At 69.1% G+C, this 21,657-nt stretch carries 20 protein-coding genes and 1 pseudogene; 13 read left to right on the top strand and 8 right to left on the bottom strand.

Features of this window, described 5'->3' with window-relative positions:
* The first annotated feature begins 491 nt into the window (after nt 1-491).
* From E9549_RS18670 to E9549_RS18620, 11 genes and pseudogenes are all read left to right on the top strand, one after another.
* Nucleotides 492-1,223, top strand: a complete 732-nt coding sequence (locus E9549_RS18670; protein ID WP_236828095.1) for an HdeD family acid-resistance protein — start codon at nt 492-494, stop codon at nt 1,221-1,223.
* Between the two features lie 151 nt (nt 1,224-1,374).
* A complete protein-coding gene (locus E9549_RS18665; protein ID WP_236828094.1) occupies nt 1,375-1,863 on the top strand; it encodes an Hsp20/alpha crystallin family protein in 489 nt (162 codons plus the stop codon).
* A 164-nt stretch (nt 1,864-2,027) separates the two neighbouring features.
* A complete protein-coding gene (locus E9549_RS18660; protein WP_236828093.1) occupies nt 2,028-2,417 on the top strand; it encodes a hypothetical protein in 390 nt (129 codons plus the stop codon).
* Between the two features lie 87 nt (nt 2,418-2,504).
* Complete coding sequence (gene dnaK, locus E9549_RS18655; RefSeq protein ID WP_236828092.1) at nt 2,505-4,388, top strand: molecular chaperone DnaK; 1,884 nt, start codon at nt 2,505-2,507, stop codon at nt 4,386-4,388.
* Between the two features lie 10 nt (nt 4,389-4,398).
* Nucleotides 4,399-5,046, top strand: a complete 648-nt coding sequence (locus E9549_RS18650; RefSeq protein WP_236828091.1) for a nucleotide exchange factor GrpE — start codon at nt 4,399-4,401, stop codon at nt 5,044-5,046.
* Complete coding sequence (locus tag E9549_RS23855) at nt 5,046-6,089, top strand: DnaJ C-terminal domain-containing protein (RefSeq protein ID WP_304505803.1); 1,044 nt, start codon at nt 5,046-5,048, stop codon at nt 6,087-6,089. The genes E9549_RS18650 and E9549_RS23855 overlap by 1 nt, the downstream gene beginning before the upstream one ends.
* On the top strand, nt 6,086-6,445 hold the full coding sequence (locus tag E9549_RS18635) for a chaperone modulator CbpM (RefSeq protein ID WP_236828090.1): 360 nt from the start codon (nt 6,086-6,088) through the stop codon (nt 6,443-6,445). The genes E9549_RS23855 and E9549_RS18635 overlap by 4 nt, the downstream gene beginning before the upstream one ends.
* Before the next feature lies 1 nt (nt 6,446).
* Entirely contained in the window at nt 6,447-9,080 is a 2,634-nt protein-coding gene (gene clpB / locus E9549_RS18630; protein WP_236828089.1) for an ATP-dependent chaperone ClpB, read from the top strand.
* Nucleotides 9,081-9,091: 11 nt separating this feature from the next.
* A complete protein-coding gene (gene trxA, locus E9549_RS18625; protein WP_236828088.1) occupies nt 9,092-9,544 on the top strand; it encodes a thioredoxin in 453 nt (150 codons plus the stop codon).
* A gap of 80 nt (nt 9,545-9,624) precedes the next feature.
* Nucleotides 9,625-9,792: pseudogene (locus E9549_RS24540) on the top strand (zinc-ribbon domain-containing protein); the annotation flags it as partial.
* A 45-nt stretch (nt 9,793-9,837) separates the two neighbouring features.
* Nucleotides 9,838-10,257 (top strand): FHA domain-containing protein, encoded by a 420-nt coding sequence (locus E9549_RS18620; RefSeq protein WP_308113162.1) that lies wholly within the window; start codon nt 9,838-9,840, stop codon nt 10,255-10,257.
* Nucleotides 10,258-10,505: 248 nt separating this feature from the next.
* Here E9549_RS18620 and E9549_RS18615 read toward each other — a convergent pair whose 3' ends face one another.
* Nucleotides 10,506-11,363 (bottom strand): sensor domain-containing diguanylate cyclase, encoded by an 858-nt coding sequence (locus E9549_RS18615; RefSeq protein WP_236828087.1) that lies wholly within the window; start codon nt 11,361-11,363, stop codon nt 10,506-10,508.
* Between the two features lie 845 nt (nt 11,364-12,208).
* Here E9549_RS18615 and E9549_RS18610 point away from each other — a divergent pair.
* Entirely contained in the window at nt 12,209-13,102 is an 894-nt protein-coding gene (locus E9549_RS18610; protein ID WP_236828086.1) for a S1C family serine protease, read from the top strand.
* A 1-nt stretch (nt 13,103) separates the two neighbouring features.
* Here E9549_RS18610 and E9549_RS18605 read toward each other — a convergent pair whose 3' ends face one another.
* The 7 genes from E9549_RS18605 to E9549_RS18575 all read right to left on the bottom strand — a co-directional run bounded on the left by E9549_RS18605 (nt 13,104) and on the right by E9549_RS18575 (nt 20,920).
* Nucleotides 13,104-14,231, bottom strand: coding sequence for a calcium:proton antiporter (locus E9549_RS18605; RefSeq protein WP_236828085.1), 1,128 nt, complete (start codon nt 14,229-14,231; stop codon nt 13,104-13,106).
* 118 nt (nt 14,232-14,349) lie between these two features.
* A complete protein-coding gene (locus tag E9549_RS18600; protein WP_236828084.1) occupies nt 14,350-14,943 on the bottom strand; it encodes a copper chaperone PCu(A)C in 594 nt (197 codons plus the stop codon).
* A 148-nt stretch (nt 14,944-15,091) separates the two neighbouring features.
* A complete protein-coding gene (locus E9549_RS18595) occupies nt 15,092-15,946 on the bottom strand; it encodes a M48 family metalloprotease (protein WP_236828083.1) in 855 nt (284 codons plus the stop codon).
* A 431-nt stretch (nt 15,947-16,377) separates the two neighbouring features.
* Complete coding sequence (gene pgl / locus E9549_RS18590; RefSeq protein ID WP_236828082.1) at nt 16,378-17,130, bottom strand: 6-phosphogluconolactonase; 753 nt, start codon at nt 17,128-17,130, stop codon at nt 16,378-16,380.
* 62 nt (nt 17,131-17,192) lie between these two features.
* Nucleotides 17,193-18,368 (bottom strand): glucose-6-phosphate dehydrogenase assembly protein OpcA, encoded by a 1,176-nt coding sequence (locus E9549_RS18585; protein ID WP_236828081.1) that lies wholly within the window; start codon nt 18,366-18,368, stop codon nt 17,193-17,195.
* 500 nt (nt 18,369-18,868) lie between these two features.
* Nucleotides 18,869-19,471: an NADPH-dependent FMN reductase gene (locus E9549_RS18580; RefSeq protein WP_236828080.1), complete on the bottom strand. Its 603-nt coding sequence runs from the start codon at nt 19,469-19,471 to the stop codon at nt 18,869-18,871.
* A 42-nt stretch (nt 19,472-19,513) separates the two neighbouring features.
* Nucleotides 19,514-20,920: a DHA2 family efflux MFS transporter permease subunit gene (locus E9549_RS18575; RefSeq protein ID WP_236828096.1), complete on the bottom strand. Its 1,407-nt coding sequence runs from the start codon at nt 20,918-20,920 to the stop codon at nt 19,514-19,516.
* 98 nt (nt 20,921-21,018) lie between these two features.
* Between E9549_RS18575 and E9549_RS18570 the strand changes: the two genes are divergently transcribed.
* A complete protein-coding gene (locus tag E9549_RS18570; RefSeq protein WP_236828079.1) occupies nt 21,019-21,495 on the top strand; it encodes a MarR family winged helix-turn-helix transcriptional regulator in 477 nt (158 codons plus the stop codon).
* Nucleotides 21,496-21,657 lie beyond the last annotated feature (162 nt).

Here is a 21,657-nt window from a genome sequence, read left to right as displayed (position 1 = left end):
TCGCCCGCTCCCGCAGCTCGTCGGGGTACTTCCTCGGTGCCGCCATGACTCTCATCCTCACGTGGATTGAGAGCCTCCATCAGACCCGGGGCGGGACACCGTCCGACTCTTGGAGCCGGAGCCGATCGGCGTGGCTGAGTACCTATGGCTTCGCCGGCCACCCCCCGCCACCGGCGCAGACAAGACCGCTCTTGGGTGCTGGCAGGCATGCAGCCTGGAGGAGCTGACCGCGCTCCGACGGCAGCTTGCGGCCGCATTCGCACACCGCTGCACAGCGGTCCGCGGCCGACGCGGCTGCGCTGGAGCGGCTGCTCCTCATCTTGGAGGAACTCGGCTCCAGCGCACTTCAACACGGTCGTCCTGTAGTCGGCATCGAGGTGGTCGACGCTGCCGCGGTGGAGTCTCCGCCCGTGCCCGTCAGCCCGGGCAGCGAAAATTTTCTAGGTTGCTGCAGGGAATCTACGTTAGCGACTAGAGGTTCTGGGTAGAGCGTGAGCGACACGCCTGGGTTTCTGGAGAGGAGTCAGGAGGGGGTCACGGTGGCAGACCAGCTTGTACTGCCATCACGAAGCGTCGACGCCGAGGAAGTTCCGCACTCGCCCGGCAGCGCACGCACCGGTCGGCACAGTCCGCCGCAGCAGCGCTCGGCCGCGCCCGGCCAGCACGCTATGACCGTGGCGGCGCGGGGCGTGCTGGCCCTGTTGTTCGGGCTCTCGGTCCTGTTGTGGCCGGAGGTTTCCGTGCCCGGACTGGCGGTGGCAGTCGCCTTCTATGCGGTCCTGGTCGCTGCGGGACTGGTGGGCACCGGGGTTACTGACGCGAGGGACCCGCATCAACCCCGAGGGGCGTACCTAGTAGCCGGGCTCTGTAGTGCGTTGGTCGGCCTGATGAGCTTGCTGTGGCCGCAGATCACCGGGCTCGCGTTGGTGGTGCTGGTCGGCGCATGGGTCATCAGCATCGGCTTGCTGGAACTGACCGCGGTGCTGGCACATCTTCTCGGTGATCCCGCACCGCTTGGGCAGCGGCGAGTACGTCTTGGTAGGGGGCTGATCGCGCTCGCCGGCTCAGTCTCGGTGATCGCCGGGATCGTGGTGCTCCTGCGACCAGACGCCGAAGCCGACGCGCTGGCGACCGTGCTGGGCGTCTATGCCCTGGTCTCCGCAGCCGTGCTGCTGGCCGCCGCGTGGTTCCTGCGCCCCGGCTCCCCGCCCTGGTCGAGCTGAACCAACTGCACACGATCCGCTGGTCGGCACACACCAGTCCAGCCGTCAGCGGAGACGCGGAAGTCCCGAGCGGTCACAAGCTTCGTGCCCTCGTTCATCGCGGGCACGAACCCACAACACATGATCACAACCGTCAGGAAGGAGAGCGACCATGAGCGTGATGCGTTTCGAGCCGTTCGGTGACCCCTTCCGGGGTGTTGACCGGCTGACCAGCCAGCTGGTGTCGGGACGGCGGACGCCGATGGGCATGCCGATGGACGTCTGGCAGGCCGATGATGGCTACCACGTCGCCCTGGACCTGCCGGGTGTCGACCCGGGCAGCGTGGAGATCACCTCCGAGCGCAACGTGCTCACCATCCGTGCCGAGCGACGCGCGGAGTACGAGGAGGGCCACAACGTCCTGCTCGCCGAGCGGCCGCAGGGCAGCTTCACCCGCCAGCTGCAGGTCGGCGATGCCCTCGACACCAGCAAGGTCGCGGCTACCTATGACAACGGTGTGCTGACGCTGACCATCCCGATGGCCGAGTCGGCTCAGCCGCGACGCATCGAGGTCCAGGCCGGCGGCGGGAAGCAGAAGCTGTCGGCGGGCGAGGCGAAGAACAGCGGCGGTCAGTCCAGCAAGGGCAGCAAGCAGAGCTGACCGGATCCGCATGGGCGGTGCGTAAGCCCGCGGCGGCGCACCGCCCATGCGCTACCCCCGGCATGCAGCGACGGTAAGTCCTCGCGCCCCGGGTCGGCTGCCCAGCACCCACCGGGCATGGCAATTCGGCCCGCAGAACTGGCGGAGAGAGGAGGTGAGGAGAGGTGCTCAAGGAAGTAGCGGTGGAGCGGTACCGCTTCACCTGCGCTGGCTGCGGGCACACGTGGAGCGCTGACTACGACGTCCAGCACGTCGAGGACGGGCATGGCCTGACCTGGGAGTACTACGCCCTCAACGGCATCCCGGTGCCGGCCCCCACAGCGCCCGGATCTCTCATGTGCCCCCGCTGTGGGGCGACCTGGATCCACTTCCAGCTCGCTGCTGTTCGCAGCGTGCCACTCGCTGAGCCTGCGGACGGCCAGACGGACCCCGACCGTCCCCGGCAGCGTCTGGACCCCGAACGCCAGGCGGCCCGTCGGCAGGCGCCGCTGTTGTCCGGTGAGCAGCTCGTGTTCAGCGACTCCGTCTTCGGCGTGCCGAGCGCCGAACCCTAGCTCCCGCCGAGTGTCGATCATTCCTCGTCAGTTCAGTCATTCGAACTCACTCACTTGGCTTCCTAACGAGCACAACAGGAGGTTGAGATGGCCAAGGCCGTCGGTATCGACCTGGGCACCACCAACTCGGTGATTGCGGTCACCGAGGGCGGCAAGCCCACCGTCATCGCCAACGCAGAAGGTGGCCGCACCACCCCGTCGGTGGTGGCCTTCGCAGAGTCCGGTGAGCGGCTGGTCGGTCAGCTCGCCCGCCGACAGGCGATTCTGAACTCCAAGGGCACCATCTCCTCGGCCAAGCGGTTCATCGGCCGCCGCTACGAAGAGGTCATCAGCGAGAAGGACGCGGTGACCTTCGACGTCGTCGCCGGGCCCGAGGGCGCGGTGCGGTTCAACGTGCGCGGCAAGCAGTACGCACCAGAGGAGATCTCCGCGCAGGTGCTGCGCAAGCTGGTCGATGACGCATCCAAGTACCTCGGCGAGAAGATCACCGAGGCGGTGATCACGGTGCCGGCGTACTTCAACGACGCCCAGCGGCAGGCCACGCGCGACGCCGGCAAGATCGCCGGGCTCAACGTGCTGCGGATCGTCAACGAGCCCACGGCGGCGGCGCTGGCCTACGGCCTGGACAAGAAGAAGAACGAGACCGTGATGGTGTTTGACCTCGGCGGCGGCACGTTCGACGTGAGTTTGCTCGACGTCGGTGACGGTGTCGTTGAGGTCCGCGCCACCGCCGGTGATGGACACCTGGGCGGTGACGACTTCGACCGGCGGATCGTCGACCACCTGGCCGAGGAGTTCCAGCGCGCCGAGGGCATCGACCTGCGCAAGGACCCCCAGGCGCTCCAGCGGCTGTTCGAGGCCGCAGAGAAGGCCAAGGTAGAGCTGTCCACGGTTGCCGAGACGACGGTGAACCTGCCGTTCATCACCGCCGACGCCAACGGACCCAAGCACCTGAACACCACGCTGCGGCGGTCGACGTTCGAGTCGATCACCGCCGACCTGGTGGAGCGGTGCATGGGACCGGTGCAGCAGGCGATGGCCGACGCGAAGGTGACCGCAAACGACATCGACGAGGTCATCCTGGTCGGCGGCTCCACCCGGATCCCGGCGGTGCAGAACCTGGTGCGCCGGCTGACCGGCGGCAAGGACCCCAACATGTCGGTCAACCCGGACGAGGTCGTCGCCCTCGGTGCGGCGCTGCAGGCCGCGGTGATCAAGGGTGAGGTCAAGGACGTCCTGCTGCTCGACGTGACCCCGCTGTCGCTGGGTGTGGAGACGATGGGCGGGGTGATGACCAAGGTCATCGAGCGCAACACCACCATTCCGGCCCGCCGCTCGGAGGTGTTCTCCACCGCCGAGGACAACCAGCCCGCCGTCGACATCGTCGTCCTGCAGGGTGAGCGGGAGCGCGCCAGCGACAACCGGGTGCTCGGCCGGTTCCGGCTGGAGAACATCCGCCCCGCGCCGCGCGGGGTGCCGCAGGTCGAGGTGACCTACGACATCGACGCCAACGGCATCCTCAACGTCACCGCCCGCGACAAGGACACCGGGCAGCAGCAGCAGATCACCATCAGCGAGTCCTCCAACCTGGACAAGGCCGAGGTCGAGCGGATGGTGGCCGACGCCCAGCAGCACTCCGCCGAGGACGCGCGGCTGCGCGAGCTGGTCGAGGCGCGCAACACCCTGGACTCGGCCGCCTACCAGGTCGAGCGGCGACTCGCAGAGCTCGGCGAGGGAGTGCCGGTGCACGAGAAGGCGCGGGCCGAGATGCTCATCGCCGACGCCCGACAGGCCGTCAAGGACGACGCGGCGCCGATCGACCGGCTGCGGTCGCTGACCGGTGAGCTGCAGCAGATCTTCCACGGCATGGCCGCATCGTCCGGCGGTGCCGGGCCGTCATCCGGCGCCGGAGCCTCGTCCTCCGGCGGATCGGATGACGACGTGATCGATGCCGAGGTCGTCAACGAGTGAGGTGAGGACGATGGCCGACCAAAACGTGCGGGCGGCCCGGCCCGACGCGTCCACCTCCCAGGCCCCCGAGGCCCACACCGCCGGCGCGCCCGCCGGCGGTGCGGGACCGGCGACCACCGAGCCCGACCCGCGGGTGGCCGAGCTGCAGCAGCAGGTCAGCGGCCTGGAAGGGGAGGTGGCCGAGCTGGAGGACCGGTGGCGGCGGGCGCTGGCCGACCTGGACAACCTGCGCAAGCGCTATGAACGGGACTCTGCGCAACTACGCGCCCGGGAGCGGGCGCAGGTCGCCGCGGCCTGGCTGCCGGTGGTCGACCACCTGGAGCTGGCGCTGGCGCACGCGACCGCCAACCCGGCCTCGATCATCGACGGAGTGCGCGGTGTCAGGGACCAGGCGCTCGCGGTGCTCACCGGGCTCGGGTATCCCCGACGGGACGACGTCGGAGCCGTTTTTGACCCGGCCCGCCACGAGGCGGTGGCCGCCACCCCGACCCACGCCGCGCCGGCCGGCACTGTGCTGGAGGTGCTGCGCCCGGGCTATGGGGACGGGGAGCAGCAGCTGCGCCCGGCCGCCGTGGTCGTCGCCGCCGCGCCTCAGGAGCCCGACGCGGCGGAGGGGAACGCAGCTGGTGACGAGCGGCGGGATGCGGGGGCGCGGTGATGGCCGACCGGGACTACTACGCCGCCCTTGGCGTCGGGCGCGGTGCGAGCGCCGAGGAGATCCAGCGTGCCTACCGCAAACTCGCCCGCCAGTACCACCCCGACGTCAACAAGGACCCGGGCGCGGAGGAGAAGTTCAAGGAGGTCTCCGAGGCCTACGACGTCCTGTCCGATCCGGAGACACGGCGCCGTTACGACGCTTTCGGCCCGGACTTCCGCCAGGTGCCTGAGGGTGTGGACCCCGAGACCTGGCGGCGGGCGCGGGCCGGTGCGGCCGCCGGCGCTGGTGCTGGTGCGCGCCCCGGTCCGGGCTGGTCATCCGGCTGGCCCGGCGGGTCGGACGGCGAGCAGGTCTGGGTCGGTGGTACTGGCTTCGGCTCAGGCGGGTTCGGGGAGGGCATCGACCTCGACGACCTGCTCGGCGGCATGTTCAGCGGGCGCACCGCCGGACGCCGCGGCGGCGCTGGCCGGGCCCGGCAGGGCTGGGGGCAGGTGAGTGGCGCCGATCAGGAAGCGGAGTTGGAGCTCAGCGTCGAGGACGCCTATTCCGGTGGTCGCCGGTCGCTGACGCTGTCGGGCCCGGACGGACCGCGCACGCTGGAGGTCAACATCCCCGCCGGGGTGACCGACGGGCAGCGGATCCGGCTGGGCGCGCAGGGCGGCCAAGGCTCGGGCGGCGCGCCCAACGGTGACCTGTACCTCGTCGTGCGGCTCGCCTCGCATCCTCGCTACCGGGTGGAGGGTCGCGACCTCTACGTCGACCTTCCGCTGGCGCCGTGGGAGGCGGCGTTGGGCACCTCGGTGGCGATCGACACCCCCGGCGGCGAGGCGAAGGTAAAGGTGCCGGCCGGTACGTCCAGTGGTCGTCGGCTGCGCCTGCGTGGCCGCGGCTTGCCCAACCCCCGCGGAACCGCCGGAGATCTGTACGCCGAGGCGCGGATCGTCGTGCCGCACCGGCTGACCGACGACGAGCGGCGGCTGTTCTCCGAGCTGGCCGCCGCCTCCACCTTCGATGCGCGCAAGCACGCTAGGAGGGCGTCATGATCTACCACCTCGCGCGCCGGTCCTACGGCCATCTGTTGGACCTGGACACCTTCGCGGCCCGGGTCCGGCTGCACCCGGAGCTGGTACGCCGGTTGGTCGCACTCGGCCTGTTAAAGGCCGAACGCGACGGCACCGACATGCTGTGGCTGGCCCCGGCTGAGGTGGCGACCGTGGCGCGGATTCAGCGGCTCCGCGCGGGTTTCTCCCTCAACTACGCCGCCGTCGGCCTGGTGCTGGACCTGCTCGACCGCATCGAGGAGTTGCAGACCGCGCTGCGGCAGGCGCCGAGGCACCCCGGCGCCACCGGCCACACATCGACCAGTCAACCCATGGCACGGACATTCATCGGAGGCTGACGTGGACCTGAACAAGTTGACCCAGAAGTCTCAGGAGGCTCTCCACGACGCGCAGACCAAGGCGCTGCGCTACGGGCACACCGAGGTCGACGGCGAGCATCTGCTGCTCGCGCTGCTCGACCAGCCTGAGGGTCTCACCCCGCGGCTGCTGTCCCAGGCCGGCGCCGACCCCGACGCGCTGCGCGTCGACGTGGAGGCCGAACTCGGCCGGCGCCCGAAGGTGACCGGTCCGGGTGCGGCACCAGGACAGGTGTATGTGACCCAGCGGCTGTCGCGGTTGTTCGACACCGCTGAGCGGGAGGCGCAGCGGCTCAAGGACGAGTACGTCTCCGTCGAGCACCTGGTGATCGCTCTGCTGGAGGAGGGCAGCGCCACCGCGGCCGGGCGGCTGCTGCGCACCCACGGCCTGACCCGGGACAAGTTCCTGTCGGCGCTGACCGACATCCGCGGCAACCAGCGGGTCACCTCGGCCATGCCCGAGGTTGCCTACGAGGCGCTGGCCAAGTACGGCCGTGACTTGGTCGCCGAGGCTGCGGCGGGCAAGCTCGACCCGGTCATCGGGCGCGACAGCGAGATCCGCCGGGTCGTGCAGATCCTGTCCCGGAAGAGCAAGAACAATCCGGTGCTCATCGGTGATCCGGGTGTGGGCAAGACCGCGATCGTCGAGGGTCTGGCTCAGCGGATCACCCGCGGTGACGTGCCCGAGGGCCTGAAGGACAAGACGGTCTTCGCCCTGGACATGGGGTCGCTGGTGGCCGGGGCCAAGTACCGCGGTGAGTTCGAGGAACGGCTCAAGGCCGTCCTCAACGAGGTCCGCGCTGCTGAGGGACGCATCCTGCTCTTCGTCGACGAGCTGCACACCGTCGTCGGCGCGGGCGCAGCGGAAGGCTCGATGGACGCCGGCAACATGCTCAAGCCGATGCTGGCTCGCGGCGAGCTGCACCTCATCGGCGCCACCACGCTGGACGAGTACCGCAAGCACGTGGAGAAGGACGCCGCACTGGAGCGCCGTTTCCAGCCCGTCGTGGTCGACGAGCCCACCATTGAGGACGCGCTGTCCATCCTCCGGGGGCTGCGGGAGAGGTTCGAGATCTTCCACGGCGTCAAGATCCAGGACGCCGCTCTGGTCGCGGCGGTCACGCTGTCGCACCGCTACATCTCCGACCGGTTCCTGCCCGACAAGGCCATCGACCTGGTCGACGAGGCCTGCGCGATGCTGCGCACCGAGATCGACTCCATGCCCGCCGAGCTCGACGAGCTGACCCGGCGGGTGCGGCGGCTGGAGATCGAGGACGCCGCGCTGGCCAAGGAGAGCGACCCGGCCAGCAAGAAGCGGCTGGAGGAGCTGCGCCGCGAGCTCGCGGATCTGCGGGGTGAGGCCGACGCGATGCGCGCCCAGTGGGAGGCCGAACGGTCCGCGCTGCGCAAGGTGCAGGCGCTGCGCGAGGAGCTGGAGCAGGTGCGCCTGGAGGCCGAGCAGGCCGAGCGGTCCTACGACCTGAACCGGGCCGCGGAGCTGCGCCACGGTCGCCTGCCGGAGCTGGAGCGGCGGCTGGCCGCCGAGGAGGAGCAGCTCGCGGCCAAGCAGGGCGGCCAGCGGCTGCTGCGCGAGGTCGTCACCGACGCCGAGATCGCCAACATCGTCTCCCGCTGGACCGGTATCCCGGTGTCCCGGCTGACCGAGGGCGAACGGGACAAGCTGCTGCGTCTGGACGAGATCCTCCACGAACGGGTCGTGGGGCAGGACGAGGCCGTGCAGCTGGTCGCCGACGCCATCATCCGCGCCCGCTCCGGGATCAAGGACCCCCGCCGGCCGATCGGCTCGTTCATCTTCCTGGGGCCCACCGGCGTCGGGAAGACCGAGCTGGCCCGCACCCTGGCCGCGGCCCTGTTCGACACCGCGGACAACGTCATCCGCCTCGACATGAGCGAGTACCAGGAGCGGCACACCGTCTCCCGGCTCGTCGGCGCGCCGCCGGGCTACGTCGGCTACGAGGAGGGCGGCCAGCTCACCGAAGCGGTGCGGCGCAAGCCCTACTCGGTTGTGCTGTTCGACGAGATCGAGAAGGCCCACGCCGACGTGTTCAACACGCTGCTGCAGGTCCTCGACGACGGCCGGCTCACCGACGCCCAGGGTCGCACGGTCGACTTCCGCAACACCGTGGTGATCATGACGTCGAACATCGGGTCGCAGTACCTGCTCGACGGCGTCACCGGCGGCGGGGAGATCAAGCCGGAGGCCCGGGAAGCGGTCATGACCGAGCTGCGCGGGCACTTCCGGCCGGAGTTCCTCAACCGGGTCGACGACATCATCCTGTTCAAGCCGCTGACCCTGGCCGAGATCGAGACCATCGTCGAACTCCTGGTCGGGGATCTGCGCACCCGGCTGGCCGAGCGGCAGATGCGTCTGGAGCTGACCGAGGATGCCCGGCGGTTCATCGCCGGACAGGGCTTCGACCCCGTTTACGGTGCCCGGCCGCTGCGCCGGTTCATCGCCCGCGAGGTCGAGACCCGCATCGGCCGCGCGCTGCTGTCCGGCGACATCGACGACGGCGCGACCATCCGCGTCGACGCCGCCGACGGTCAGCTCGTCGTTGGCTATGAGAACGCGGCCGGCGACCGGAATGCAGCGTGAGGAGGAATGTCATGACCTCGCCCACCGTGGTGGCCTGTCCCTCCTGCGGCCGCCGCAACCGGGTGCCCGCCACCGCGGCGGGCACCCCCCGCTGCGGGCAGTGCCACACACCCTTGCCCTGGATCGTCGACGCCGGTGACCCCGACTTCGCCGAGGTTGTCGAGCAGGCGCCGGTGCCGGTCCTGCTCGACCTGTGGGCACCCTGGTGCGGACCGTGCCGCATGGTCAGCCCCGCCCTGGAGGACCTCGCCCGATCCTTCGCCGGCCGGATCAAACTGGTCAAGGTCAACATCGACACCGCACCGCAGACCGCCACGCGGTTCACCGTGCAGGCCGTGCCCACACTGATGGTCCTCGACCACGGACAGGTCATCGAGCGGCAGGCCGGCGCCGCCCCAGCCCCCGCGTTGCGCAGCTGGTTGGACAGCGCGCTGTCGGCAGCAGGGAAGGCCAGCGGCCGGTGACGGCGACCTGCACACCGAGGCAACGACGGGCAGGGTCCTTCGCCGATCCTGCCCGTCCACGGTTGCTGTTGCCCGTAGCGATGACCGTGTGCGAAGGCGAGCAAGGTCAGCGCCGTGCGGCGGCTCCCAAAGCGGCCACACCCTGCACGCCTTCAGCCAGTCGGCTTGAGGAGGTGGTGTACATGCGATGCGAACGGTGTGGTCACGGCAATCCCGAAGGCAGCCGCTTCTGCACTCGTTGCGGAGCAGCACTCACGATGCAGCCGCTGCCAGCGACCCGCCGGGCTCGGGCGGTGGCGAACGAGCAGAACGGGGATCCGCCGGACCTGCATCCATCAGCGTCTCCTGACACCCACGCGGAAGCGCTCGATGCACTGTCTGCCGGGGAGGCGCTGCTCGTCGTGCAACGCGGTCCGAACGCCGCCAACCGTTTCACCCTGGATCAGCCGGTGATCACCGTGGGGCGGCACCCGGACAGCGACATCGTGCTCGACGACATCACGGTGAGCCGACGGCACGCGGAGTTCCAACGGGAGCCCGGCGGATACGCCGTACACGACGTCGGCAGCCTCAACGGCACCTACGTCAACCGCAAACCAGTTCACGTGGCATCGCTGGCCTCAGGCGACACGGTGCAGATCGGCAAGTTCGGCCTGCTCTACCTCACCAATCCGCGCGCTAACGACCCAATCGGCCGTGGAGACGCCAGCTGACGAATCGGCTCGCCGGCCTCTCCACAGAATGGGGTGCCCGCGAGTCTCGGATGGGCCGGTCTTGTTGCTGCGTGTGTCGGTCGGCAGCCCCATGCTGGTGGCTCAGCTCGGGCAGCGCATCGCGTTCATCTCCGACGCCGTCGGCATTCATCGCAGTAGGGATTGCAGCCGCCCGCCGTGGCAACTGATCATCCCTGTCCCTCCCGCGGAACACAAACATGCCGCCGGGCAGCTCAGGCAGGGCCGGCCTACCCGCGAGTGAGCCGACGCCGATGCTTGCTGCGGTACATGCTGCGGTCCGCGCGCGTCATTACGACATCGGGATGCTCACCCGCCTGACCCAACGCCAGCCCGATACTGACCTGTAGTGGCAGCGCCCTCAGCTGATCGGGTAACGGCACCCGCAACTGCTCGGCCATTCGGCCGGCCAGCGCGGTCAACGCGTCTGCGTCCGGGCTTGGGTGCAAGACAACGAACTCGTCGCCACCGAAACGGGCGACCATCTGTTCTTCGTCGGCAGCGTTCCGCAGCCGCTGAGCAACTTCCACCAACAGCCGGTCCCCAACGAGGTGGCCATGGACGTCGTTGACTGCTTTGAACGCATCGACGTCGCAGAACACCAGCCCGCAGCCGCTGCCTCGTTCCCGGTCCAAGCGCTTGCGCAACTCCTCGAACAGGGCGGCGCGGTTGGCTGCTCCGGTCAGCGAGTCGGTGCTCGCGCGTCGATGCGTCTCGGTCACATCGATCCCGACAGAGGCAATCGCAAAGGCATGACCGGCGGCATCGCGCAGCACGCTGTTCTGCATGGCCACCCGTCGGCGGCTACCGTCTGCCGCGAGCCAATCACCCTCTACCGCCACAGACCGCCCCCCGACCATGGCCACGGCGACGGCCTCCTGGACGTGCGCCACCTGCTCCGGCGGCACCCATACATCCCAGAAGACACGGCCCAGCAACTCCGCGGCCGGGAGCCCGGTGAAGCGCTCCAGCGCCGGGTTCACCAGTTGTATGCGGCCGACGCCATCGACCACGCACACCATCGCACCCGTGGAGGCAACGAAGGCCTGCGTCAGCTCAGTCGGCGTCGCCATCAGCAGCTCAAACACAGGTTGCCATCGACTGCATCGCACACCATGTGAAACGGCCGACTCCGCGGTCTCACTCGCCAGGGGGAAACACCTCAGGCCTCGGCCGCCGGTAGGGGCAGAAGGCACACAAGTCTAAGTGGTTGGCAGTAACGACGCAGGTGAGAGGGGCATCGACTCGTACCTTGTGAAGACCAACGTCGCGCCAGGCGCACACCGCGGGACGGTTCACGGTCCTTGGGCGGTGCCGACAGCCATGCTCCATCACCTCGGGCATGTCACGGAACGACAACCAAGCGAGGCGCCCGGCGCCGCCGTTCATCAGCCGACTGGAAAATGGTGCTTTCGATTCTCCCGCCCGCGGGCCGGAGCTTCAGGGCTGACCGCCGCTGGTCTTGCGCCCGGTCGAAGAGCACAGCCCACGCATGTGGGTGGCGCTCCGACGGAGCGCACATGGGGATCCACTCACCTGCGGAGTGATCCGTGCGTGCATCTGCCCCAACCACTCCGGGCGCGCCGAGCAGAGATCGACGCGCTTCCGTCGAGAACCTTCCCGCCTCCGGCGCCTTTCATTAGGCTGCTCATCGTGTTCGTCGCTGCCGACGGTGCCTCACAGCCTGGGCGGTTGAGGCGGACGGCAGAACAGTGGACAGTCACCGCGACAGACCGGCCTGCTTTGCGCCGGAGGCGGCCGTTCGGAAGTTTCCGCATGTGTCGGCAGAGCCGAGCGCGACGGTATCGGCCGTGGTGGGCGCCGCTAATGGCGGTCCTCGTGCCTGGGGGCCGCGGGTTGCACGGACAGCGACAGCCCGCCGTCGGCTGCCGACTCCTCTGCGGCCGCCTCCTCGGCGACAGCGTCGGCGACCGTGGTCGACTTCGCTGACGTCGTCGAGCAGCTGGCTCCTAGCGTCGTCACGGTTCACATCAACGGCGGAGTGGGCAGCGGCGTCGTCTTCCGCGAGGACGTCGTGGTGACCAACGCCCACGTGGTGCGGGACGAGCGCCAGGTGACCATCGACTACGCTGACGGAACGTCGTCGGCCGGGACGGTGCTAGCCACCGACCGCATCACCGACCTGGCGGTCGTCCGCACCGCTCGCACCGACTTGCCGGTTCCTGAGTACCGCACCCAGCTGCCACGACCAGGTGAGCCCGTCCTCGCCATCGGCAGCCCGCTCGGCCTGGAGGGAACGGTCACCGCGGGCATCGTCTCAGCGCTGGACCGGGAGATTCCCGCCTCCGCGTCAGAGAGCCGAGCCCTAGTCGACCTCATCCAGGTCGACGCAGCCATCTCCCCGGGCAACTCCGGCGGCGCGCTGCTCGATGCATCAGGGCGAGTCATCGGCATCAACGAGGCCTACATTCCACCGGCAGCCGGCGCTGTGTCGTTGGGTTTCGCGATCCCAGCGGCCACCGCGGTGGACGTCGCCGAGCAGCTCCTCACCGAGGGGCGCGCCATCCATCCCTTCCTCGGCGTCTCGCTCGCACCGGTCACCCCCCAACTGGCCGAGCAACTCGACGTGCCCGTCTCGGATGGGGCGCTGGTGCTTGGCGTGCAGCCCGGCGGGCCGGCGGACAGCGCCGGTATTCAGGCTGGTGACGTGGTCGTCGAGTTCGACCGGCAGGCGGTGTCCACGGTCGAGGACCTTCTCGACCTGCTGCGCGACACAAGTCCCGGTGAGCGGATCTCGCTGACCGTAGCCCACTCCGGCGGCGGCAGCAGTGACGTCACGGTCGTGATCGGCGCCGTCGGAGGATAACTCAGGGGTTGGCTGCGAGAAAGAGGAAGGCGACGCACAGCACCAGGTGCACGGCGGCTTGAAGCAGGGTCGACCGACCCGGCATCACGGTGAGGATGCCGACCGCGGCGGTGAGGACCAGCAATGCGATCTGTACCGGGCCCAGACCGAGAAGCAAGGGCCCGGGCAGCCAGAGGGACGCAACCGCGATCGTCGGAATCGTCAGGCCAATGCTCGCCATCGCCGAGCCCAGCGCCAGGTTCAGGCTGATCTGCACCCGGTCGCGGCGGGCGTTGCGCACCGCGGCCAGGGTCTCGGGCAGCAGCACGAGCACGGCGATGAGGACACCGACGAATGACGCGGGAAGCCCGGCGCCGGTCACGGCTTCCTCGATGGTCTTCGATTCCACCTTCGCCAGCCCGACCACGCCGATGAGCGCAGCCATCAACAAGACCAGGCTGATCAGGGCCGACCGGGTCGACGGCGGCGCGGCATGCTCGGTGGCCAGGTGTCGTCGGTGCTGGCTCGCGGGAGCCTCGGGTTCACAGCCGTCGGGCGGTAGGAAGTAGTCGCGGTGGCGGATGTTCTGCACGAACACGAACAGCCCGTACAGGGCCAGAGACACGACAGCGGCGAACATCAACTGGGCGCGGGTGAACGTTGGCCCGGGGGCGCTGATCGTGAACGTCGGCAGGACAAGGCACAGCGCGGCCAGGGTGAGCACGGTGGCCAGCGCCGCGCCGGTCCCTTCGGCGTTGAACCTCGCGACCCGGTGGCGCAGTGCGCCGATCAGTAGGGCCAGCCCCACGATCCCGTTACAGGTGATCATCACGGCGGCGAAAACGGTGTCACGGGCCAAGGACTCCGTTCCTGTCCCCCCGGAGAGCATCACGCTGACGATCAGTCCGACTTCGATGACCGTCACCGCCACGGCCAGGATGAGCGAACCGAACGGCTCACCCACTCGATGGGCGACCGTCTCGGCGTGGTGCACGGCAGCCAGCACCGAGCCCCCCAGTAGGCAGGCCACCGCTACCTCGGCCAGCGGCGGCAGGTGAGGCCGCCCCCACACCGCAATCAGCATGCCGACGGCCAGCACCGGAACCACGGCGGTCGCCCAGCGCGTGCACCGGACGGCCAGGTTCGCCACCGAGAAGGACCTGACCGGGTCGACAGCCGAGACGCTGGTCGTGGTCGGTGGCTCAGCGTCCATGACAGGCGGTGGCTGCGTCGCGCTGCGGCGCACCTTGAGGTCCTCCTTCCTGACGTCAGAACTCGATGACCGGGTCGCGTGGCAGCGGCTTGGGCGCCGGCGCCACGATGACGGTCACGGTGGTCTGACCGGCTCGGGCGAAGGTCAAGGTCACCTGCATCGACTGTGCGGCATCAATCGGCCTCGTGAGCCCGGTCAGCACCACGCTGGGTCCGCCCTTGCCGAAGTACACCGCCTCGTCGGCCGGAACCGGGATGTTCACCGTGGTGGTCGTGATTGTCGAACGCGGGCCCACCGGCGAAGCCCCTCTGTGCTGCACGGTGGTCAGCGCGTCGGAGGCGACAAGCGGAGCAGTTGCGGCCATGGGCGAGGGCGCTCCGGTGACAGCGACGCCGGTGAAGAAGTCACCGCTGATGGACCGCAGCTCATCGTCCACCGGGCCATTGTTCACGATCGCCATCCTCAACTCGGCCTCGTCTCCGGGCTGATAGATGCCGTCAGGTGGATAAGGCAGTTGTACGGCGCGAATGGTCACGTCGCCCACAGAGCCGAAGCCGCCGGTCTTGTCCCGGTCCTGTGTCGCCGTTTGAGTCACCTGGCCGGCGCTGCACGCGCTCACCATCATCAGCAGCGGCAGAGACAATGCCACAAACAAGTTTCTCAGGGTCCTACTCATGACGTCCTCACCCCTTCCGGCTGCCGTAGACAGAAAAGGTCCCCGGCGGGAGCGGGACCAGCGTCACGGGGGTGTGCCGTGATCGACTTGGTCCCGCTCACCTCGCCGTTAGCCGGCCAGTTCACCTGGTGTGGTGGCCGACCAGTCGCGCGATGCGGTCCGCGACCGGCGGATGGGTCATGAACAGCACCGACAGCGACCGCCCGCTGCCGTGCAGCGGATTCACGAGGTACTTCGAGGCCTGCGACGGCTCCACCGCCATGGGCACGTAGCGGGCCGCATGATCGATCTTGGCCAGGGCGCTGGCCAGCGCCTGTCCGTCGCCCAGCAATGCCGCACCGGTGCGGTCGGCCTCGAACTCCCGGCTACGCGACAGCGCCAACTGCAGCAGGGCGGCGGCAATCGGCGCGACCAGGATGGTCACCAGAGTGGCCAGCGGCCCCGGATCCTCCTTATCGTCGGAGGAGCCGAAGAACGGCAGCCACCCGATCACATTCGCCAGAAAGCTGATCCCGGTCGCCAACGCGGCGGCCACCGATGTGAGCAGGATGTCGCGGTTGCCGACGTGCGCCAGCTCGTGCGCCAACACCGCCTTGAGCTCCCGCGGAGTCAGCAGATCCAGCAGGCCTTGGGTGACCGCGACAGCCGCATGCCGCGGATTTCGTCCGGTCGCGAACGCGTTGGGCTGCCGGTCCGGCGTCACGTACAGCCTGGGCATCGGCAGTCCGGCCTCGGCGGCCAGCTCCTGCACGATGCGGTGGTAGGCCGGCAGCTCACGATCACTGACCGGAATTGCACCGGCGGCCATCAACGCCAGCCGGTCGGAGAACCAGTACGAGCCGCCCACCGCAGCCAGGCCGACGATCAGTCCGATCGTCGTGCCGACGTTGCCGAACAGCGAGCCGAGCATGACCAGCAACCCGCCGAGCGCACCCAGCAGCACGGCCGTCTTGACACCATTCCAGCCCACGCGCACGGTGGAGAAGTACGAACGACGGCGAGACCGTGGTGCAGAAGTAGACCGGCCACCCGAATGCGTTCCACCCGGCCGGGTCATCTGCGGTGCAAAGTCCGAGTGGCGCGGGGACTTCCGGAGTGCTGTGGCCATCTTTCCTCCTCTCATAGTGAAAGCCCGGCACTGCTCCCAGCGGTGCACCCGCTGCACAGCTAAAGACGACACGAATGTCTGTCTTGTTCCCGACCACTCCGCCACCGCGACGCTGGCAAACGGGGTGTTCAATGGCTTCGGGCTTGGGTATAAAGCACAGTCGCGGCCTTGTGTCGTGAACGCCGCACATCACGTCGGCGACTAGTACGCCGGGACACCCGACAGGCAACGGGCCGGTGGCATCTGCCCGGCATACCGGCGCTGACCGCCGCCTGGCCCGCAGTAGGGCCCGGGGTCACTCAGGATCCGCCGTAGGCCAGCGGGAGCTCCCCAGCCGCCGACGCATCCAGCCACCAGCGGGTCGCGATGACACCGTGCACGCCCGCTGCAGGGATCGCCCGCGGATCAGCGCCGGACAGCGCTGCGGCGACTGTCGCTGCCTTGGCCTGTCCGGCGACCACCAGCCACACCTCTGCCGCGGTGTTGATGGTCGACAACGTCATGCTCAAGCGGGTCGGCGGAGGCTTCGGGCAGTTCCGCACCGCGACCACAACGCGGTCGTCCCGGCCTACTTCCGGCCCGGGAAAGATGGAGGCGACGTGTCCTTCAGTGCCCATACCCAACAGCAGCACGTCAAAGTGGGGGAGTTGCTGTCCCATCGTGGCCGCCGCAGCCAGCTGCTCGGCGTACCAGGCAGCGGCGTCTTCGGGCTGGCTGAATCCGGCGTCGGAGGGTGGCATCGCGTGCACTCGGTCCTCGGGCACGCCGATCGGCTCCAGCAGCGCCCGCCGTGCCTGCACCTCATTGCGTTGCGCGTCGTCGGCGGGAACGAACCGCTCATCGCTCCACCACACGTCCACCGCGGACCAGTCGACCGGTCGGTGCTCAGAAGGCGGCAATGTAGGGACCTGCGTCAGGACGGCGGTGCCGATGCCTCCGCCGGTGAGTACCAACGACGCCGTGCCGTGAACCAACTGCGCCGTGGCTAGCCGGGCCGTCAACGCCGAAGCGACCGCCCGGGCCAGCTGTTCGGGATCGGGCAGCGTAAGCACGTGGGGCCGTGGCGGGGGGCTCTTGTGTGCGCCGGTCTGAGCTCGGCCAGCATTTGGCGGATTCACCGGGTCAAAAAGTCCCCCTGCTCAGCGCCGCCCGGATCGCCATCTGTGGCGGGCGCGGTGTCGGGACGATCGACCGCCGCCAGGTTTGGAACCGTCGCTTCGCCGCTCTTCCAGCCGAGGCGACCGTGCTGCCCGGCCATGGCCCTGTCCAAAGTCGAGGGCTGCGTGGGGTCGACCCAAATGTGCTGGCGTGTCGCAGGCCGGCCGGCTAGGCCAACGCGACCGGTGGCGGCCTCCAGGGCCTGGCCGTAGGGCTCATCGGCATCCAGTCGGCGCAGTTCCTCGCCGAGCAGATCGCCAAGACTGCGCTCGGGCAGGGGCACCGTCGTGTCCGCTCGGTACGGCTGGGTGATGACCGCTCGGCCCCGTCCGTCCGCCGAGACGCGGATCTTCTCGTCGCCGTCCAGAAGCAGCGTGACCGCGTTGATGCCGTTCGACCCGGTCGGTCGGCCACTGTCAACCACGTCGATCGCGCAGCCGCACCGCCACCGCAGCCAGCCACCAACTAGCGCCGCCGTGGCGTTGTGTAGGTCCCCTTCGATCTCCCCCCCGCGCAGGCGCAGCGGCGTCGTACGGCGAGCGGCGGCAGCATCCAACGTCGACGTGAGGATCGACCGCCATAGCGTGCTTCGAGTCCAGGCCAGGTCCGTGTCGCCGGCGGCGTAGTCGTCAGCGCGAGTTCTCAAGGCGGCCAGTGGATCGCCGGCCATTGAACAGTCGGTGATCCGCCGGTCGGCGATGACAGCGAGCGCGTCCGTGGCCAGCACTGCCGGTGGCGGCGAATGCCACCAGGTCACCACCGGCACGTCCGCGGCCAGCAGCGGAACAACCACCGACTCCGCGTGCAGACCGAGACGCCCATACATCCGCATCACCACGGCCTCAGCGGGGCCCAGCCGGCCTCCCACCAACACCTCGGCGTCCAGCCGCGGTGGGGTATCGACCTGCCTGCGCACCACAACCAGGATCCGGCAAGGATGTTGCGCGGCCACGGTCGCAGCGGCCTCCTCGGCCTCAGCCACCTTGGCATCGTCAGCCACGACGATCAACGTGAGCGCGACGCCGGAGATAGTCGCGCCGCCGGCGTGCCGCTGCCTGGCCAGCTCGTTCACGATTGCTGTGCCGGTGGTGTCCCACAGCGTCGTCATCGCGTCCTCGTTCGAGATGAGCATTGTTCGACGAAGCAGGTGCCCGAGGCTGTCCGCCTGCAGGTGGCACGAGTGTTTCCGGCTCGGCCCTCTTTCATGCGCGATGTCGGCGGACGGGCGCACGCGCACGCCGGCCAGGGCCTCGTCTCCAGACCACGAGAACGCGTGGCCCGGAGCACCGCGTCCACGCCAGGTCGACCTCGCGACGATGGTGGTCCAGCCGGCCCCGTTCGTCGTCTGCTGTTCCCAGGCGCCGTCGGACCACAGCCGACCGGGGTTGCAACCATTCCGGCGACACGACACTTCTATTCGTCGCGTTACTTGTAGCCAGCGACGGCCGACTGTCGACCGAAAGCACCGCTCACCGAATGACAAGATCGCGGAGGTATGCCGCTCAACGGGAAGTCGTGGCACATGTCGCCAGGGCGGGGGTTGGGCCTTCCCGCAGAAATCTGGTGGCCTTGACGGAGGACAGGAGTGGTCAAGACGTCGGTCCACTGCTTGTCGCCGGAGGCGTGCGGACGTTAACCCGCCGCAGCCTCGCGGGTGACCGGGTCCTCTGTCTGTGGGAGGCCGCGGACTGCGCGCAGCGCTCCTGCCCAGGTGAGCAACTGGTCGAGCATGCGCTGCAGGGTCTGTTCGTGATGCGGTTGGGGCCGCAGCCCATGGGCGCTGAAGTCGTGGAACAGGGAGAGGGCAACTTGGGAGCGCACGTCGGCGACGTGCAGTTCGGCCACGATCAGGCGCAAATGCTCCACTGCCCGCACGCCGCCCTGCAGGCCGTAGCCCACGAAGCCGGCGGCCTTGTTGTTCCATTCGACGAACAGGTAGTCGAGCGCGTTCTTCAACGCGGCGGTGGTGGAGTGGTTGTACTCCGGGGTGACGAAGACGTAGCCGTCGAAGGAGGCAACTGCCTCCGACCAGGCGCGGGTGTGTGGGTGCGCGTAGTCCTGGGTCATCGCAGCGGCGCCGGGTTCGTCGAGTAGCGGCAGGTCGAAGTCGGCGAGGTCGAGGATCTGGTAGTCGGCATCGCCGCGGCTGCGAGCGCGGTCGAGCACCCATTCGCCGACGTCCCGCGCCTGACGGCCGGGGCGTGTGCTGCCGATCACGATGGCAATGCGGAGCATGACGTTCTCTCCTGGGGGCGTCGGATGTTGGTCGGGGCAAGCTCAGTGCGGTGCGACGGGGGCGCGTCGGCGCTCGACCACAGTCATCCAGGCTGCGGCCAGCAGGGCGGCTGCGGAGGCTGCGACGAGGTGCCAGAAGGCTGCGTGGAACGCGGGTGCAGGTCCGTCGGGCAGCCGGCTGGCGACCACGACGGCGAAGACGGCGCCACCCAGTGCGCCGCCCAGGCGCTGCAGGATGTTGATCTGAGTGGTGGCGTCGGGTAGCCGGTCGACGGTGACGGCGCGATAGGCGGTGACGGTGGCCGGCACGGCGGTCAAGGCGAGCGCCATGCCGCGGACCAGGAGCAGCGCCTGCAGCAGTGGCTCTTCGACGTCCAACGGCAGCAGGGCGAACGGGGCCGTGGTGACCACCATGGCCACTGCGCCCGCCAGGGCCACGACTCCTCCGCCGTAACGGTCCACCAGCCATCCGCTGCAGGGCAGCAGAAGCGCTGTTCCGGCGCTCATGGAGATGAGCAGCAGGCCGGTGTCGAGGACGTCTGCCCCTCGGCCCACCTGGTAGTACAGCGGGAACAGCACTCCCGCGCCGAACATGGCTGCGCCGGTGAACGCAGCGGTCGCGGCGGCGGCCGCGTAGAGCGGGTCGGTGAACAGACGGATGTTCAGCACCGGGCGGGGGACCCGGCGGGCGTGCGCACCGAAGGCGAGCAGCAGCGCAGCGCCCAGGCCGAGCAGCGCCAGTGAGCGCGGGTCTGCGGTCCGCCCTTCGGTCCACGCAGTCAGGGCGTAGACGATCAGCGGCAGACCTGACGACAGCAGGACCAGCCCGGTGACGTCGAGCGGCCCGGCATCGGCGCGGGCGCCACGTGGTACGTACCGGCATCCCAGTGTCAGGCCGATCGCCCCCAGTGGCAGATTGATGAGGAACAGCCACTGCCATGAGGCGATAGTGAGCAGCAGGCCGCCGACGCTCGGTCCGAGCGCCGGAGCGAGGGTCACCGCGATTCCCAGCGTCGCCATGACGCGGCCGAGACGGTCCGGGCCGACCGCCTGCCCCAGGATGGTCTGCCCGGTTGGTATTAGCAGGCCGGCAGCCAGCCCCTGTATCACCCGCAGAGCGATCAGCCAGCCGATCGAGCCAGCGGCGGCGCACAGCCCTGAGGCCACGGTGAACACAGTCAGCGCGATGAGCCACAGCCGGCCTACCCCGATCCGGCGACCGACCCAGGCCGATGCCGGCAGGGAGACCGCCAGCGCGAGCAGGTATCCGTTGGCCACCCACTGCGTCCGGGCGAGGTCCGAGTCGAGATCGGCAGCCACCGTGTCGAGCCCGAGGGCGACGACCGAGGTGTCGAGCCCGCTCATGAAGGCCCCGAAGACGATGACGATCGCTAACCGCCACACCGGCCATGGAATGGGCCGCGCCACTGAGTGGGCTACAGAGTTCATGAAGATCACCACTTCATGCCATGGGCCATGCCAACATTGGGATGACCAACGGTAGGATCGTTGGTGGCGCCAACGCAAGTGGCCTAGCATCACCTGTCGTGGGCGACCCAGAGCCGGTGCTGCAACCGTCACCGCAACCGCAGCGACTGAGGAAGCTGCCGAGCTGGGTGATCAATCAGCTGGCGCTGCGCGCCGCGCGGCTGACGGCCGACCTGCTTGGCCATACCAGCGTGCGATCCGACTTCGCCGTGCTCGCCGGCCTGGAGGAGTTCGGCTCGGTGAGTCAGGCGGACCTAGGGCGACGCCTAGGCATGGACCGAAGCGATGTCGTCGCGATCCTCAACCGCCTACAGAACGACGGCCTGGTCCAGCGCAGCACCGACGCCCTGGACCGACGCCGCAACACGGTCACGCTGACCGCTGCTGGTCGCCGACACCTCAACGAACTAGAAGTCCAATTAGGCGCGGTGCAGAACGCGCTGCTCAAGCCCCTGAGCGCAGGGGAGCAGCAGCAGTTGACGTCTCTGCTCCTACGGACACTCGATGCAGAGCGGGACTGCCCCGGGCCCAACTGACGCGTCGCGTCAGGGCCAGGCCGCGGTCGCGGCTGGTCGAGTGTCTCGTGTTCGATTGACGTTGTGTCCCGCCCCGGGTCTGATGGAGGCTCTCAATCCACGTGAGGATGAGAGTCATGGCGGCACCGAGGAAGTACCCCGACGAGCTGCGGGAGCGGGCGA

The sequence above is a fragment of the Blastococcus sp. MG754426 genome, from assembly GCF_021699055.1.
Classification (GTDB): domain Bacteria; phylum Actinomycetota; class Actinomycetes; order Mycobacteriales; family Geodermatophilaceae; genus Blastococcus.
The sequence above is the reverse complement of the archived record's forward strand: the minus strand, read 5'-3'. Positions and strand labels throughout refer to the sequence as shown.